Genomic DNA, 16,400 nt, shown 5'->3' with positions numbered 1-16,400 from the left:
ACTCAGCCAGCCTTCGTCTGCTGACCCTCATCCGATCCGGGTGTGGCATAGCTGGCGGGTACCGCCTCCCCCGCCAGATCCGTTCTCGGCTCCAGCTCCGCCGTCATGGGGGTATTGGGCGGCACCGGGATGAACACCTGGTGATCGGCCAGCGGAATGGGCGCTCGTTGCCGCTTGCGCCAGCCAAGATACCCTGTCAGCAGCAGGCCACAGAGGGCGAAATAGACGAACAGCCCCTCTGGCCCGAACTGCGCCATGACAAAAGGCGCCAGCAGCGGCCCGGTCATGGCGCCCAGGCTGTAGGCGAGCAGCAACCCCTGATTGGCCCCCAGCACCTGATCCGGGCGCAGCTCGTCGCAGGCATGGCTGAGGCTCAAGGGATAGATGGAGAACGCCATGCCGCCCAGCAGAAATACCAGCCCACCCATCAGCGGCTCGCGCCAGCCGGCGGGCAGCAGCACCATCAACAGGGCCAGCAGCGCCAGCACGGCGCCCAGCAGCAGGATCACCAGCCGCCTGTCGTAGCGATCGGAGAGACGCCCTATGGGGTACTGCAGGCACATGCCCCCCAGGATCACCAGCGCCATCATGTCCGCCACCTTGGAGAGCGACGAACCGCTGTCGGTAAAATAGAGCGGCAGCAGGCCGTAGATGGCCCCGAGGATGAGGCCGGAGGTAAAGCTGCTGCCCATCCCCGCCGGGGTGAGGCGCACCAGCTCCAGCACGCCGACCGGCTGGGGTGCCACCATGGCCGGGGTCGCTACCCGGGAAACCGCCAGCGGGATCACCGACAGGGTCGCCGCCATGGCGCACAGGGCGAACGGGGTCAGCACCATGGGATCCACCCACTTGAGCAGCAGTTGCCCCATGGCCAGAGAGCCGTAGAGCAGGATCATGTAGAGGGACATCAGCCGGCCCCGGTTGGCCGGTGTGCTGGAGACCAGCATCCAGGACTCCAGCACCACGAACAGGCCGCCGGTGGCAAAGCCCCCCACCAGCCGCAGCGCCGCCCAGCTCAGCGGCTCCACCACCATGCCGTGCAGCAGAAACAGAAAGCAGAGCAGGGAGGCGTAGGCCGCATAAGCCCGGATGTGACCGACCCGGATGATGAGGCGGGCGTTGACGAAGGCCCCCAGCACCAGACCGCCGAAGTAGGCGGCCGATACCAGGCCGATGGCCTGGGCCGATACCTGCTCGGCAGACAGGCGCACCGTCAGCAGGGTGTTGAACATGCCGTGGCCCAGAATGAAGATCACCAGACTGGTCAGGGGTGAGAGGAACCTTGCGAGTATCATGGGGTCTCCCTGATTGGCTCAATCGTGAGCAAAACCACCATGGTAGCGTCTGCTTCCCGCCCACTTCAACCCGAGCGCCCCGCCAGGGCGCGGACCGCGAGCTATGCTTGCTGGGTATCCCATGATGGAGCGTCCCATCATGGCCATCACAGTGGAGACAGCCGACATGAAACCAGCCCTGCTTTTGGCCAGCCTGCTCTTTACCGGCAGCGCCCTCGCCTTTCACTGCCCCGCCGACATGAAGAAGATCGATGATGCCCTCGCCGCCAAACCCGCCCTCAGCGCCGACAAACTGGCCGAGGTGAAGAAGCTGCGCGCCGAGGGGGAAGTCCTGCACAAGGCGGGCAAGCATCAGGAGTCCGTCGATACCCTGGCCAAGGCGATGACCATGCTGGGGTTGAACAAGAGTTAGCGCGAGAACACAGCCCACCGCTGCGAACAGGATCAGCCATGCCCTTGCGGGCCCTCGCCACCGGTGGCAAGGGCCCGCTGTTTATCTGGGCCCCTTGCTACCCCCGACTGCTACACCCGACCGCTGTAGACCAGAGTGTCGTAGTTGAAGGCAATTACACCATCGACCGCATGGCGGGCAAATTCCCGGGCGATCAGCGCCGTCAGCTCGGCATGGGCTTGCGAGCCGGCCACCGGGGCATAGGAAGAGGAGTTGAGCCGCCCCAGCACTCCGTCAAGATCGAATAGCTGGCGGTTGGCGAAACGATCGAGCCGGTACTCCCCCTCGAAGAAGGCCTGAAAGTCCCCTTCGCCCAGATTGCGGTGATTGACCTCCTCGTAATCTCCCGAATAGGTGCGCAGCCCCGCCTCATAAGCCTTGAGAAATGGGGTGTCGGTCAGCCGGTCGTTCCAGATGAGGGCGACCCGGCCACCGGGTCTGAGCAGCCGCCGGCACTCCTGCTTGAAGGCGGCGCGATCGAACCAGTGAAACGCCTGCGCCACCGTCACCAGATCCACCGACCCGTCCGCCAGACCGGTGGCTTCGGCACTGCCATCCTGCCACTCGATATTGGCTACTGTCTGCAGCTGGTGCCGGGCCGCCCCGCGCATCTCCGCATTTGGCTCGACCGCCCAGACCCGTTCCACCAGGGGGGCCAGCAGTGCGGTCAGGATGCCGGTGCCGGCCCCGATATCGGCCACCCGGGCAGCCGGCCCCATGGCCAACGCGCTGGCCAGAAAATCGAGCATTGCGGCAGGATAACTTGGCCGATATTTCACATAGGCCTCGACCCGGGTCGAGAATCGCTGGGTACTGTCCATTGCCACTCCTTGTGCTGGATCTGTACGGGATCAGGGCTGAGTCAATCGCCCCGCCCCTCATCCTGCCCCGAACGCAACCGGCAAGGCAACCACCCCCTCATGGCGGCCCGGCATCATCGCCACGCACCTGAGTGCCGGGGTCAGCCGATGCGCCTGCCTTGTGCATCCACCACCTGCTCCCCATCTTCCTTGCTGAAGGCTCCTTGCTGGGGGCTCGGCAGTATCTCCAGCACCACTTCTGACGGGCGGCACAGCTTGGTGCCAAGCGGAGTCACCACGATGGGCCGGTTGATCAGAATGGGGTGTGCCAGCATGGCATCGACCAGTTCATCGTCGCTGAACTGGTTCTCGGCCAGTCCCAGCGCCTCATAGGGGGGCACGTTCTGGCGCAGCAGGTTGCGAACCGGCATCCCCATGGCGGCAATCAAGGCCAGCAGGGTGTCGCGACTGGGCGGTGTATCCAGATAGTGGATAACGGTAGGTTCAACGCCTGAGTTGCGGATAAGCGCCAGCGTATTGCGGGAAGTGCCGCAGGCCGGGTTGTGGTAGATGGTGATGTGGGCGTCATTCATGATGGGTTCTCTGGGTTGGTATAAGAGCGCTGCATGCGCAGGGCGACATTGACCAGGGCGATCAGTACGGGAACCTCCACCAGCGGGCCGATCACCCCAGCAAAGGCCTGATCCGAGCTCAGCCCGAACACCGCGATGGCGACGGCGATGGCCAGTTCGAAGTTGTTGCCAGTGGCGGTAAAGGCGATGGAGGCGTTCTTGTCATAGGGGATGCCCAGTTTCTTGCCCACCAAGAAGCTGGTGAAGAACATCAGCACGAAGTAGACCACCAAGGGTACAGCGACCCGCAGCACATCCATGGGCAGTTCGACGATCATCTCCCCCTTGAGGCTGAACATCAGCACGATAGTGAGCAGCAGCGCGATCAGCGTGATGGGGGAAATTGCCGGAATAAAACGCTCGGTGTACCACTTCTCCCCTTTCGCCTTGACCAGATAGTGACGGCTCAGGAAGCCTGCGAGGAAGGGAATGCCCAGATAGATCAGCACACTTTGCGCGATATCCAGCATGGTGATGTCCACCGCAAAGCCCTGCAGGCCAAACAGCGGCGGCAGCACGGTAATAAACAACCAGGCCATCAGGCTGTAGGTGAGGATCTGGAACGCGCTGTTGAGCGCCACCAGGCCGGCGCCGTACTCCTTGCTGCCGCCGCCGAGATCGTTCCACACCAGCACCATGGCGATGCAGCGCGCCAGACCGATCAGGATGAGGCCCACCATATAGCCCGGCTGATCGTGCAAAAACACCAGCGCGATGACGAACATCAAGATGGGGCCCACCAGCCAGTTCATCACCAGCGAGAGGGTGATGGCGCGGCGATCCCGGGTCATGGCCCCCATGGTGGCGTAGTTCACCTTGGCCAGCGGCGGGTACATCATCAGGATCAGGCCAATGGCCAGCGGGATATTGGTGGTCCCGACCGACATCGCCTCGTTCCACTGGGCAACTTGAGGAAACAGATAGCCAATCCCAACCCCAATGCCCATGGCGACAAAGATCCAGAGGGTCAGATTGCGGTCTAGAAAACGCATTTTTTTGCTGACGGGCAGATCGCAGCAAATACTGGTATTCATCAAAAGACTCCGTATATGAGGTAAATCAGAATTAAGGCTAGAGGGGGCTGATGCACTTACCCCGACTTGTGGATGGGGTGACATAAATCTTGCAGCGCTTTCACCCCCACCAGCTCGACAGCCTGCAGGGGCACCACGGCATAACGCTTCGCATGTTCCTGCTTGACCGCGTCGATATGGGGCTGCTGGCGATACGCTCGCTGGGCCAATAGTGGCGAGGTGACACTGGTCGGGGCCAACATGTGATTGACCACCCAGGCCCAGGGCTCGATACCGGCGCGGCGCAAGTCGGCTTGCAAGTTGGTCGCCTCCTGTACCGGGGTGGGCTCGGGCAGGGTGATGATCATCACCTTGGTCTGTTTCGGGTCTTGCAACTGCATCATGGGGGTGGTGAAGTGCAGCCCCTTGCCCCCCATCTGACGGGCGATCTCGCGGTGGTAGGCGCCGGTCGCATCGAGCAGCAGCAGGGTATGGCCTGTGGGGGCGGTATCCATCACCACGAAGCGCTTGCCCGCCTCGCGAATGATCCGCGAGAAGGCCTGAAACACGGCGATCTCTTCGGTGCAGGGGGAGCGCAAATCTTCTTCCAGCAGGGCGCGGCCCTGGGCATCCAGACTCGCCCCCTTGGTGGCCAGCACCTGGGCACGATAACGCTCGGTCTCGGCGTGGGGATCGATACGGCTGACCTCCAGGCTGGGCAAGGCGCCAGCCAGGGTCTCTCCCAGATGGGCAGCGGGATCTGAAGTGGTCAGGTGAACTGGCAGACCCCGGCTGGCGAGCTCTACCGCCACTGCCGCCGCCAACGTCGTTTTACCCACCCCACCCTTGCCCATCAGCATGATGAGCCCGTGACTATCAGTAGCAAGCTCATCGACCAGTTGCTTCAATCCGGGGTGTTGCTGGTTGCATGACTCGGCGATAGTGCATTCGATCTCATTAACCCCACTGACGGTGCTTGCACCGAGTAACTGGCGCAGGCTGTCCACGCCCACCAGATTGGTCGCCAACAGCGGCACGCTGTCTTGTGGCAGCCTTGCCAGCAGCGCTGGCATATCAGCCATCGCCTGCTGCTCACGTTGCCACACGGCAGTCGCCAGGGGATCATCCGCCAGCTCGCTTTGGGGGAAGATGCCATTGATAACCAGTTGCTGATTGGCAAGGCCGATAGCGGCAAGTTCGTCATGGGTACGCGCCACTTCCCGCAGGGTCGAGGCTTGCGCCCGGGCAACCAGAATAAGCCGGGTTTTTCCGGCATCGGAAAGGGCCGCAACAGCCTCGGCATATTGGCTGCGCTGTTTTTCCAGCCCGGCCAATGGCCCCAGACAGGAAGCATCGCCCTTGCCCTGCGCCAGAAATTCGCTCCATGCCCCCGGCAGTTGCAACAGACGGATGGTGTGACCGGTCGGCGCCGTGTCGAACACGATATGGTCGTATTCCCCCACCAGGCAGCTGTCGGTCAAGAGCGCGGTGAATTCGTCAAAGGCGGCGATCTCCGTGGTGCAGGCACCGGAAAGCTGTTCTTCAATGCTGCGTATCACGCTCTCGGGCAGCTTGCCGCGCACCGGGCCAACGATACGTTCGCGATAGGCTTGCGCGGCAGCTTGCGGGTCAATCTCCAGTGCTGATAACCCACTGACTGCCGCGATGGTGGTAATGCTGTTGCCTATTTGGGTATCGAACACCTGGCCTACGTTTGAAGCCGGATCCGTGCTGACCAGCAGTACCCGTTTGCCACTGTCACACAAGGCAACCGCACTGGCACATGCCAGCGATGTTTTACCCACCCCACCCTTGCCGGTGAAAAAGAGAAAGGGGGGCGCATCATTGAGAAACGAGTAGTTCAGCAACGGGGACATGAGAGACTCCTATCAGGAATAACGAGGCAATTGGCCGAACAGAGAACTTGCCAACCTGGCGATGGCGCCTAGCAGCAACCACTGCTGCCGGAGCAGCATCCACTCTTGACGATCCCTTTGATGGCACCGGCTTTGTTGGGTTCGGCTGCTGGCTGTTCAACTTCGGCACCATCGCTTTCTGGTGCTTTCGGCAACCCCAGCCCTGCATAGCGGATCAGTTCAGCGCGGCTGGGATAACGACCGGTGAGAACCACCTGGCCATCCACCAGGATCACAGGCAGCCCTTCTTCACCGGACAGTTCCAGGAAAGAAGCCACCGCCGGGGTTTCAGCAAAAACCAGAGGTTGTTGCGCCAAATTGAAGCGATATAGAGATCCCCCCTGCTGCTTGAGCCACTCGGCATCGCCAGCGAAGATCACCAGATTTTGGTCAATGTCTGTGCCACAGACGCCGCTGGAGCAGCACAGGACCGGGTCAAAAACTTGTATCAGTCTCATGCTCTACTCCTTATTGCAGCATGGCTGCGCAGGCAATACATGGGGTGAGCAGCCAGACTCAGCCCTCATCACCCCGCAGGCTTCCGGATGACCGGCGCAGCACTCTTCGGTGAGATAACCGATCAAATCGAGCATCAGGGGAATGTTGGCGCGATAGCGTAAAAAGCGTCCCTCCTGCTCCACCGAGAGCAAGCCCGCATGCAGCATGGCTTTCAGATGAAATGAAAGCGTGTTAGGAGCAATGTCGAGCTCGCTGGCCAACTGGCCAGCGACTTGCCCTTCCAGCCCGGCCTTGACCAGCAGGCGCCATACATCAAGGCGGATGCCGGACGACAGAGACTCGAAGACTTTAGTAGCAATATCTTTATTCATTTGAACCTCTATCAATCACCCCATTATTACAACTATACAAGAATAGTTGAAATGATCAAGGCGGCTTGGTACTGCTGTGAATCTGTTCAGGTTGAGCGACCGTTTACGCAACACTCTTCACGGAAAAATGCGATGATCTCTTCCAGCACGTCGTATTGAGAGACGCACAGCAGGGTGCGGCTCTCCCGGTTCTGCTTGACCAGACCAACCGAGACCAGCGCGGCAATGTGGTGGCTTAGGGTCGACGCGGGAATCGCGAGCTGCTTTTGCAAGTCTCCGACAGGCAAGCCTTGCTCCCCTGCTTTGACCAAATGCTTGAAAATGAACAAACGAGTCGGATGACCCAGCTCTTTCAATGCCTTGGCAACCTCTTCCAATTGCATAGCTCACTCCTCTCGAGAACGTATATTTCGATAATACCAGAAATATCTTGATCACCTCGATGATTCGATTATTTTGGAAATATAGTAAATAAAACAGGACATGAAGATGAATGACTGGTTAACCATGCTGAGAGATGCATCTCAGATGTTTTTGTTCCTGGCCTTCGAGCTTTCTGTGCTGTTCCTGGTGATCAGTGCCGGGGTCAGCCTGATCCGCCAGAAGATACCTGACACCAAGATCCAGGCCATGCTGGGGGCACGAAAAGGCAGAGGATATTTTATTTCAGCAGCACTTGGCGCTTTGACCCCTTTTTGCAGTTGCTCAACCATTCCTATGCTGCGCGGACTCTTGTCTGCCAAAGCCGGTTTTGGGCCAACCCTGACCTTTCTGTTTGTCTCACCGCTGCTCAACCCCATCATCGTCGGCCTGATGTGGGCCACCTTCGGCTGGAAAGTGACGGTACTGTATGCCGTGATTGCAGCAGGCGTTTCTGTGCTGGCGAGTATGCTGCTGGACATGCTGGGGTTTGAGCGTCATGTCATTGACCCCAAAGAGGCCAAGCAAAGCAGCTGCGGCACCGGTTGTAGCACCACGACAAGTGAACCTGCCAGTGTGAGCGCAACAGCTTGCTGCTCAAGCAAGGTAATCAAGTCCATCAAACCGCTAAAGGCCCAGACATCCTGCTGTACTATGCAATCCAATGAGGCCGCATCAACTCTCTCTTGCTGCGCAGATGGCACTGCGGCACTGACTCAGGCCCCAGTCATTCTCACTGCCTTCGCCAAAGCGCGTCTCGATGCCTGGCAGCAATTCAAAGACGTGCTTCCTTACTTGTTGCTGGGGGTGCTGATAGGGTCATTTATCTACGGCTTCATCCCCGCCGAATGGATAGCGGCCCACGCCGGGGCAGGCAACCCGCTGGCGATCCCGTTCAGCGCAGTTGTGGGTATTCCGCTCTATATCCGGGCAGAAGCCGTTATCCCGCTGGCATCGGTATTGCTGGGCAAAGGAATGGGCATGGGGGCGGTGATGGCGCTGATTATCGGTAGTGCAGGAGCCAGCCTGACCGAGGTGATCCTGCTCAAGTCGATGTTCAGAACACCTATGATTCTTGCGTTCCTGACCGTCATCCTGGGGATGGCCGTCATGATGGGTTACTTGACACAGTGGCTTCTCTAAACCGCCCTAGCACCCAATCGCTCACAACCGCTATCAGCGACACAAAAGAAAAATGCCCTGCGATTGCAGGGCATTGTTGGTTTCCAACTTGAATGGCCGTGATCAGTGAGCCACTTACTTGGCGTAATCCTCGGTCGGGATGCAGGAGCAGAACAGGTTGCGATCGCCGTAGACGTCGTCGATGCGGTTGACCGACGGCCACAGCTTGGCGGCGCGCACAGCCTCCGACGGGAAGACCGCTTCGGCGCGGCTGTAACCACGGGACCACTCTGCATCCATCACGTCATCCTGGGTATGCGGCGCATGCACCAGCGGGTTGTCGGTGAGGCTCCACTGCCCATCCTGTACCTTGGCAATCTCGGCGCGAATGGAGGTCATCGCCTCGACGAAGCGGTCCAGCTCGCGCTTGGATTCTGACTCGGTCGGCTCGACCATCAGGGTACCCGCTACCGGGAAGCTCATGGTCGGCGCGTGGAAGCCGTAGTCCATCAACCGCTTGGCCACGTCCATCTCGCTGATGCCGGAGGCTTCTTTGAGCGGGCGGATATCTAGGATGCACTCGTGGGCCACCCGACCGTTGCGGCCGGAATAGAGCACCGGGAAGGATTCACCCAGCTTCTTGGCCAGGTAGTTGGCGTTGAGGATGGCCACCTGAGTGGATTTCTTCAGCCCCTCGTCCCCCAGCATGGCGATGTACATCCAGCTGATGGGCAGGATGCTGGCCGAGCCGAACGGTGCCGCCGACACGGCGCCGTTGTTGCGGCTCTCCTTGTCGGTCTTGACCACGGCGTGACCGGCCACGAACGGCGCCAGGTGTTTCTTCACGCCGATGGGGCCCATGCCCGGGCCGCCACCGCCGTGAGGAATGGCGAAGGTCTTGTGCAGGTTGAGGTGGGACACGTCCGCCCCGATAAAGCCCGGTGCAGTGAGGCCCACCTGGGCGTTCATGTTGGCGCCGTCCAGATAGACCTGACCACCGTGCTGGTGAACGATGTCGCACACCTCCTTGATGGTCTCCTCGTACACCCCGTGGGTGGAGGGGTAGGTCACCATCAGACAGGAGAGCTGATCCCCCGCCTCGGCGGCCTTGGCGCGCAGATCGTCGAGATCCACGTTGCCCGACTTGTCACAGGCGGTGACGATGACCCGCAGGCCCGCCATCTGGGCGGAGGCCGGGTTGGTACCGTGAGCGGATGCAGGAATGAGGCAGATGTCGCGATGCCCCTCGCCGCGGGACTCGTGGTACTTCTTGATGGCCAGCAGACCGGCGTATTCGCCCTGAGCACCGGAGTTGGGCTGCATGCAGACCGCATCGTAACCGGTCACCTTCACCAGCCAGTTTTCGAGGTCGGCCAGCAGCAGCTGATAACCCTTGGCCTGGGCCAGCGGGGCGAACGGGTGCAGCTTGCCAAACTCGGGCCAGGTCACCGGGATCATCTCGGCGGTGGCGTTGAGCTTCATGGTGCAGGAGCCCAGGGAAATCATGGCGTAGTTGAGCGCCAGATCCTTGGCTTCGAGACGGTGGATGTAGCGCAGCATCTCGGTCTCGGAGTGGTACTTGTTGAATACCTCGTGGGTCAGCACGGCGTCGGTGCGCAGCAGATCCTGCGGGATAGCGTGATGGGCCTGCGCCGCCTGGTCAAGGGCCTCGATATCCAGACCGTGGCCTGTGCCCAGGAACAGTTCGAACAGCTCGGCCACATCGCCACGGGTGGTGGTTTCAGAGAGCGACACGCCCACCGCGCCGTCCAGATCCGCGCGCAGGTTGATGCCGAGCCCCTCGGCCTTGGCGATCAGCTCTGATTTGCCCGTGGTCAGCACGGTCAGGGTATCGAACCAGCTGGCATGCTTGAGGGCCACGCCCTTGGCCTTGAGGCCGAGCGCCAGAATGGTGGTCAGACGGTGCACGCGGGAAGCGATGGTTTTCAGTCCCACCGGGCCGTGGTAGACGGCGTAGAAGCTCGCCATGTTGGCCAGCAACACCTGAGCGGTACAGATGTTGGAGTTGGCCTTCTCGCGGCGGATGTGCTGCTCGCGGGTCTGCATCGCCATGCGCAGGGCGGCCTTGCCACGGGCATCCTTGGAGACACCGATGATGCGGCCCGGCATGGAGCGCTTGTAGGCATCGCGAGTGGCGAAGAAAGCGGCGTGCGGGCCACCGTAACCCATGGGCACGCCAAAGCGCTGGGCTGAGCCCAGCACCACGTCGGCACCCAGCTCGCCAGGGGATTTGAGCAGCAGCAGGGAGAGCAGGTCGGCGCTGACACAGGCCAGCCCTTTCTGGGCCTGTACGGCGGCGATGAGGACCCGCAGATCTTTCACTTCCCCTGTGGTGGTGGGGTACTGGAACAGGGCGCCGAACACCTCTTCGGCACAGGCCTGTGCAGCCGGGCCGACGGCCACGTCAAAACCGAAGTGGACCGCCCGCTCCTTGACCACGTCGATCACCTGCGGGTGCACGTCGTCGGCCACGAAGAAGAGGTTGGACTTGGACTTGGCCATCCGCTTGGCCAGCGCCATCGCCTCGGCGGCGGCGGTCGCTTCATCCAGCAGGGAGGCACTGGCCAGATCCATGCCGGTTAGATCCAGCGTCAGCTGCTGAAAGTTCAGCAGGGCTTCGAGACGGCCCTGCGCCAGCTCGGGCTGGTACGGGGTGTAGGCGGTGTACCAACCCGGGTTTTCCAGCACGTTGCGCAGGATGACGTGGGGCACATGGGTATCGTGATAGCCCATGCCGATGTAGCTCTTGGCGACCTTGTTCTGGGCCGCATAGCCCTTGAGCTTGGCCAGCGCTTCCACCTCGGTCATGGAGGCGCCGATGCCGAGCGGGCCCGGCCGGCGAATGGCGGCGGGGACGGTCTGCTCAATCAGATCATCCAGGCTCTCGGCGCCCACCACGGCCAGCAGGGCGCGCAGATCTTCCTCACCCGGCCCGATGTGACGGCGGATGAAATCGGTTTTTTGCTCGAGTTCAAACAGTGACTGGGTCATTTCCCTATTCCTGATAAAAAGTCCTGATAACTAAGTGCCTGACAGCCGGCCTCGGCCGGCTTCACTCATGTTCGGCTGGCAGGGTGGCCCCTGCCGGCACCGGATGTCGCTCATAGCGACAGGGGGTCGTCTTGCGGCTGACCGGTTGGCCGCAGACAAACCGGTGCGGACGACTTCACCCTCGCCGGTCGGCCTCCAGGCCGACGGGCACCTATACAAGCGGGCCCTGCGCATTGGCAGGGCCCGGGGGCATTACTCTTCGTCCACCACGTTCTGGTAGCCTTCGGCATCCAGCAGGTTGGCGAGCTCGCCCGCGTCGTCCAGCTTGATGCGGAACAGCCAGCCGGCACCGTAGGGGTCGGAGTTGACCAGCTCGGGGCTGCCTTCCAGCTCTTCGTTGACGGCCAGGATCTCGCCGCTCACCGGGCTGTAGATGTCAGAGGCGGCCTTGACCGACTCGGCCACGGCGCAGTCATCACCGGCACCGACCTGTTTGCCCACTTCCGGCAGATCGACGAACACCATGTCACCCAGCAGCTCCTGGGCGTGCTCGGTGATACCGACTACGGCCTCGCCGTTGGCTTCGACACGGATCCACTCGTGGGAGGTGGCATATTTCAGTTCGCTCGGGATATGGCTCATTTGTGCTTCCTTTATTCACTTGGATCACTTGTCCCGGCGCGTTCGACAGACGTTGCCGGGGCAAGGGGGTCTGGCGAAGGGCAGCCCCTTCGCCGCAATGGGTCGTTACACCAGCTTCTGGCCGTTTCGCACGAAAGCCGGCTTGGTCACTTTGACGGTGACCAGCTTCTTGCGGATCTCCACCGAGGCCTGTTCGCCGATATCACGGGGCACCCGCGCCAACGCAATACTGTACCCCAGGGTGGGCGAGAAAGAGCCGGAGGTGATCACACCTTCCCGCTCTTCTCCAGCGGCGGTGGTAAAGGTGACCGGCATGCCGCTGCGCAGCACACCCTTCTCTTCCATCACCAACCCCACCAGCTTGGGCTGGCTGCCGGCGGCTTTCTGGGCTTCCAGCGCGGCGCGGCCGATGAACTGGCGATCGCTCGGTTCCCAGGCGATGGTCCAGGCCATGTTGGCGGCTAGCGGAGAGACGGTTTCGTCCATGTCCTGGCCGTAGAGGTTCATGCCAGCCTCGAGGCGCAGGGTGTCACGGGCACCCAGGCCGCAAGGGGCCACGCCATTGTCCAGCAGCGCCTGCCACAGATCGCACGCCTGCTCTTGCGGCACCACGATCTCGTAGCCGTCTTCACCGGTGTAGCCGGTGGTGGCGATGAAGAGCTCGCCAGCCTGCACGCCGAAGAAGGGCTTCATGCCTTCCACTGCGGCATTTTGCTCGGCGCTGAACACCTTGGCCGCCTTGGCCTTGGCGTTGGAGCCCTGCACCGCGATCATGGCGAGCTCGGGACGCTCGGTCACGGTCACCCCGAAGTCCTGGGCGTGGTGGCGGATCCAGGCCAGATCCTTCTCGCGGGTGGCGGAGTTGACCACCAGGCGGTAGAAGGTCTCGCCAAGGTAATAGGTGATGAGGTCGTCGATGACACCGCCTTCCGGGGTCAGCATGCCGCTGTAGAGGGCCTTGCCGAAGACGGTGAGCTTGGCCACATCGTTGGCCAGCAGGTGTTGCAGGAAGGCTTTGACCCGCTCGCCGGTCAAATCGACGATGGTCATGTGGGAGACGTCGAACATGCCGGCATCGGTGCGCACCTGATGGTGCTCTTCCAGCTGCGAGCCGTAGTTGATGGGCATTTCCCAACCGTGGAAGTCCACCATCTTGGCGCCGGCTTCCAGGTGCTTGGGATGCAGTACTGTAGTCTGGATCATCGCTGTGTTTCCTTAAGCGTTCGCGACAACACTCACGCATCGCTCGCCCGGCAGCCACCATCCAGCTATCTACCTGGGTGGCAGCAAGCGACGTGCCTGAGTCTGTGCTCGTTCCGGCCCCGCAGGGCAAGAGTGATTCCTTGAACGCAGCGGATTATAAGCCAAGCGGACGCGCATGCCGCTCAAAAAAAACTAATCCACCGCCAGTAAACAGACCCCAGACACTAAGGTAAAAACAGAGATAAAAACAGACCAAACCCGGTAATGGCGATATTAAATTTCGATTTTTACCGTTTCGTCACAATTTGGAGAAAAACGTTTCCCTGAGCGCCCAGATTAAAGGCTGATGCCCAAACCGGGTCATCAGCCTCATCACATTAGTTTTGTTGTGAAAACAGCCGGGTATTATTAGATTTTTTCACCCTTGGCCAGGGCGGGCTGCTCGCCTTCCAGCCCCATGGCGGTCCGGATCACCCTCTTACTTCGGCCGGGTCGGCAAATTGTTCCCCTTGGCCAAGGCCGGTAACTCACCCTCTAACCCCATGGCGGCCCGGATCACGCTTTGCTTGAGCGGCGTCAGCAGATCGAAGGCGCACAGCCCGGCCCCACGCACCAGCTTCTTGAGCGGGTTGCTGCCGGCGAACAGCCGCTTGAGCCCCTCCATCGCCGCCAGCATGCTGGCCGCCTCGCTCTTGCGCCAGCGCTCATAGCCGCGCAGGTTGGCGAGCCGGCCGATGTCCTTGCCCGCCGCCTGATTGCGCAGGATCTGCTCGGCCAGGGCGGCGGCATCCAGCAGGCCCAGGTTGACCCCCTGCCCCGCCAGCGGGTGGATGGTGTGAGCCGCATCCCCCACCAGTACCAGCCGCTCGCGAGCGAAGTCGCGGGCATAGCGGGCGGTGAGCGGGATGGCGCTGCGCGCCCCTGCCACCTTGCACAGCCCCAGCCGACCGTCGAACGCGGTGGTGAGCTGGCGGTTGAACTGCTCTTCATCGCACTGACAGAGCGCCTCGGCCCGGGCAGCTGGCACCGACCAGACGATGGAGCAGAGATCCGGTTGCCACAGGGGCAGGAAGGCGAGCGGCCCCTCGGGGGTGAAGATCTGACGCGCCACCGCCTCATGGGGCTCGACACAACGCACCGTCGCCACCAGCGCGTGGTGGCCGTAATCCCAGCTAGTGAGCGGGATGTCGGCCTGCCGGCGCACCCAGGAGTGGGCGCCATCGGCCGCCACCACCAGCTTGGCCGACAGCGCGCGGCCATCTTCCAGCAGCAGCAGGGAGCCCGCCTCGCCGCTTTGCAGGCTGCTCGCCCGGGCCGGGCTCAGCAGCTGGATATTGTCGCCATCGAGGATCGCCTCCAGCAGCGCCAGCTGGATGACCCGGTTCTCGACGATGTGGCCGAGCTCGGGCTGGCGCAGGCTGGCGGCATCAAAGGCGATCCGGCCAAAGCTGTCCTGCTCCCACACCTCCATCTGCCCGTAGGGCTGCAGGCGACGGGCCTCGATCCCGCGCCAGGCGCCTACCTGCTGCAGGATGTGCTGGCTGGCCAGACTCAGGGCACTGACCCGGTTGTCCGGCGCCTCGTCAAGCGCGGGCTCCGGCAGCTGGCCCTCGATCACCGCGACTTTGAGCGCACTTCCCTTGAGCGCGGCGGCGAGCCCCAGGCCCACCATGCCGCCCCCCACAATCACCACATCCACGTTTTGCATCTGCATCGTTCTATATCCTTTCAAGGCTGATCGCCGGGATCAGCGAGGGCACGCCCGAAGGCGCACCCGTTCAATACCCATGACGTCACCTCGCCTCAGGGGCGGCACACATCGGCGACAAAGCCCAGAGTGCGGGAGGCCAGCGGCGCCTTGAGGCAGCTCAGCCGCCCCATCAGGGAGAGCGCCAGGTTGCGGCCCGCCACCAGCGGGTCATGATCATTGGAGAAGAGCTGGGCCAGCGAAGAGGTGAGCCAGACCGTCTGGGCCTGATCCCCCTTGCGCTGCTGCCAGTAGCCGCTGAGCACCTCAAAGCTGCCGATATCCTCCCCCGTCGTCAGCGCCCGGCCCACCGCCCGGGTGAGCAGGTCCAGATCGCGCATGCCAAGGTTGAAGCCCTGACCGGCGATGGGGTGCAGCAGATGGGCGGCGTTGCCCACCAGCACGGTGCGCTGGGCCAGCGGGTAGTCGGCCACCGTCAGCACCAGCGGATAGACGTGGCGCTGACCGGTTTGCAGGAAGCGACCGAGGCGCCAGCCGAAGGCCTGTTGCAGGCGGGCCAGAAACGCGGCGTCATCGAGCGCCATCAAGGCTGGCGCCTCATCCCGCGCCACGCTCCAGACCAGGGAGGAGAGCCCGTCCTGCATCGGCAGCAGGGCCAGCGGCCCTCCTTGGGTGAAACGCTCGAAAGCCCGTCCGGCCGGATCTTCGGCCGTCTTCACGGTGGCGATGATGGCGCTCTGGCCGTAGTCGTGGCGGCTCACCGCCAGCTTGCACTGCTGGCGCACGAAGGAGTTGCCGCCATCGGCCGCCACCAGCAGGCGGGTCTGATAACGCTCGCCACCGGCCAGGGTCAGGTTAACCCCCTCCGCCAATGGCTCCACGCGCTCGAGCTGGGCCGGACACAGCATGCGGATCTGCGGGCAGGCGGCAATCGCCTGCTGCAACGCAATGCCCGCCGCCGACAGCTCGATCACCTGGCCAAGGGCTGGCAGGCCATACTCCGCCGCCGTCAAGCCGGCCTGGCCGAAGTGGCCCTGATCGGACACATGAATCTGGCTGATGGGGCTGCAATGGGGAGCAAAACGGGACCAGAGCCCGTGCCGGGCCAGCGCCTCGCAGGTGCCGGCGGAGAGCGCGATGGCGCGGGCATCGAAGCCGGGATGCGCATTGAGCTCGGGGGCACTCGCCTCCAGCAGCAGGATCTGCAGGGGCTTGGGCCCTGGCAGGGCCGCGAGGGAGAGCGCCAGCACGGCGCCGCTCATTCCACCACCGACGATGGCCACATCGACGTGATTCAGATCAGATTGAGACATGAGATGAGGGGAAAGACTGAAAACGTGGGGTCATGCTAACACA

General features: G+C 62.2%; 15 protein-coding genes. 2 read left to right on the top strand and 13 right to left on the bottom strand.

Going from position 1 to position 16,400, the window contains the following annotated elements; translation table 11 throughout:
* Positions 1–2 precede the first annotated feature (2 nt).
* Positions 3–1,295 (bottom strand): MFS transporter, encoded by a 1,293-nt coding sequence (locus AHA_RS08715; protein ID WP_011705619.1) that lies wholly within the window; start codon positions 1,293–1,295, stop codon positions 3–5.
* Positions 1,296–1,461: 166 nt separating this feature from the next.
* Here AHA_RS08715 and AHA_RS08710 point away from each other — a divergent pair, with 166 nt between their 5' ends.
* Positions 1,462–1,707, top strand: a complete 246-nt coding sequence (locus AHA_RS08710) for a hypothetical protein (protein WP_164927789.1) — start codon at positions 1,462–1,464, stop codon at positions 1,705–1,707.
* A gap of 110 nt (positions 1,708–1,817) precedes the next feature.
* Here AHA_RS08710 and AHA_RS08705 read toward each other — a convergent pair whose 3' ends face one another.
* The 7 genes from AHA_RS08705 to AHA_RS08675 all read right to left on the bottom strand — a co-directional run bounded on the left by AHA_RS08705 (position 1,818) and on the right by AHA_RS08675 (position 7,320).
* Positions 1,818–2,567, bottom strand: coding sequence for a class I SAM-dependent methyltransferase (locus AHA_RS08705; protein WP_011705617.1), 750 nt, complete (start codon positions 2,565–2,567; stop codon positions 1,818–1,820).
* Between the two features lie 140 nt (positions 2,568–2,707).
* Positions 2,708–3,139: a glutaredoxin-dependent arsenate reductase gene (gene arsC / locus AHA_RS08700; protein WP_011705616.1), complete on the bottom strand. Its 432-nt coding sequence runs from the start codon at positions 3,137–3,139 to the stop codon at positions 2,708–2,710.
* Entirely contained in the window at positions 3,136–4,212 is a 1,077-nt protein-coding gene (gene arsB / locus AHA_RS08695) for an ACR3 family arsenite efflux transporter (RefSeq protein ID WP_065478010.1), read from the bottom strand. Before arsB ends, arsC begins: the two co-directional genes overlap by 4 nt.
* Positions 4,213–4,268: 56 nt before the next feature.
* Positions 4,269–6,068 (bottom strand): arsenical pump-driving ATPase, encoded by a 1,800-nt coding sequence (gene arsA / locus AHA_RS08690; RefSeq protein ID WP_011705614.1) that lies wholly within the window; start codon positions 6,066–6,068, stop codon positions 4,269–4,271.
* Positions 6,069–6,136: 68 nt separating this feature from the next.
* Positions 6,137–6,565: an arsenite efflux transporter metallochaperone ArsD gene (gene arsD, locus AHA_RS08685; protein WP_011705613.1), complete on the bottom strand. Its 429-nt coding sequence runs from the start codon at positions 6,563–6,565 to the stop codon at positions 6,137–6,139.
* 3 nt (positions 6,566–6,568) lie between these two features.
* Complete coding sequence (locus AHA_RS08680) at positions 6,569–6,937, bottom strand: ArsR/SmtB family transcription factor (protein ID WP_049049137.1); 369 nt, start codon at positions 6,935–6,937, stop codon at positions 6,569–6,571.
* 86 nt (positions 6,938–7,023) lie between these two features.
* Complete coding sequence (locus AHA_RS08675) at positions 7,024–7,320, bottom strand: ArsR/SmtB family transcription factor (protein WP_011705611.1); 297 nt, start codon at positions 7,318–7,320, stop codon at positions 7,024–7,026.
* Positions 7,321–7,426: 106 nt separating this feature from the next.
* Between AHA_RS08675 and AHA_RS08670 the strand changes: the two genes are divergently transcribed.
* The gene (locus AHA_RS08670) at positions 7,427–8,500 is read left to right on the top strand and encodes a permease (RefSeq protein ID WP_011705610.1); all 1,074 of its coding nucleotides are present in this window, start codon (positions 7,427–7,429) and stop codon (positions 8,498–8,500) included.
* Between the two features lie 114 nt (positions 8,501–8,614).
* On the opposite strand, the gene gcvP is transcribed toward AHA_RS08670, so the two are convergent.
* The 5 genes from gcvP to ubiH all read right to left on the bottom strand — a co-directional run bounded on the left by gcvP (position 8,615) and on the right by ubiH (position 16,357).
* Complete coding sequence (gene gcvP / locus AHA_RS08665) at positions 8,615–11,491, bottom strand: aminomethyl-transferring glycine dehydrogenase (protein ID WP_011705609.1); 2,877 nt, start codon at positions 11,489–11,491, stop codon at positions 8,615–8,617.
* A 252-nt stretch (positions 11,492–11,743) separates the two neighbouring features.
* A complete protein-coding gene (gene gcvH, locus AHA_RS08660) occupies positions 11,744–12,133 on the bottom strand; it encodes a glycine cleavage system protein GcvH (RefSeq protein WP_010634317.1) in 390 nt (129 codons plus the stop codon).
* Positions 12,134–12,238: 105 nt separating this feature from the next.
* Entirely contained in the window at positions 12,239–13,336 is a 1,098-nt protein-coding gene (gcvT, locus tag AHA_RS08655; RefSeq protein WP_011705608.1) for a glycine cleavage system aminomethyltransferase GcvT, read from the bottom strand.
* 478 nt (positions 13,337–13,814) lie between these two features.
* Positions 13,815–15,050, bottom strand: a complete 1,236-nt coding sequence (locus AHA_RS08650) for an FAD-dependent 2-octaprenylphenol hydroxylase (RefSeq protein ID WP_164927599.1) — start codon at positions 15,048–15,050, stop codon at positions 13,815–13,817.
* 89 nt (positions 15,051–15,139) lie between these two features.
* Entirely contained in the window at positions 15,140–16,357 is a 1,218-nt protein-coding gene (ubiH, locus tag AHA_RS08645; RefSeq protein ID WP_011705606.1) for a 2-octaprenyl-6-methoxyphenyl hydroxylase, read from the bottom strand.
* Positions 16,358–16,400 lie beyond the last annotated feature (43 nt).

It is taken from the genome of Aeromonas hydrophila subsp. hydrophila ATCC 7966 (assembly GCF_000014805.1).
GTDB lineage: Bacteria > Pseudomonadota > Gammaproteobacteria > Enterobacterales > Aeromonadaceae > Aeromonas > Aeromonas hydrophila.
The sequence above is the reverse complement of the archived record's forward strand: the minus strand, read 5'-3'. Positions and strand labels throughout refer to the sequence as shown.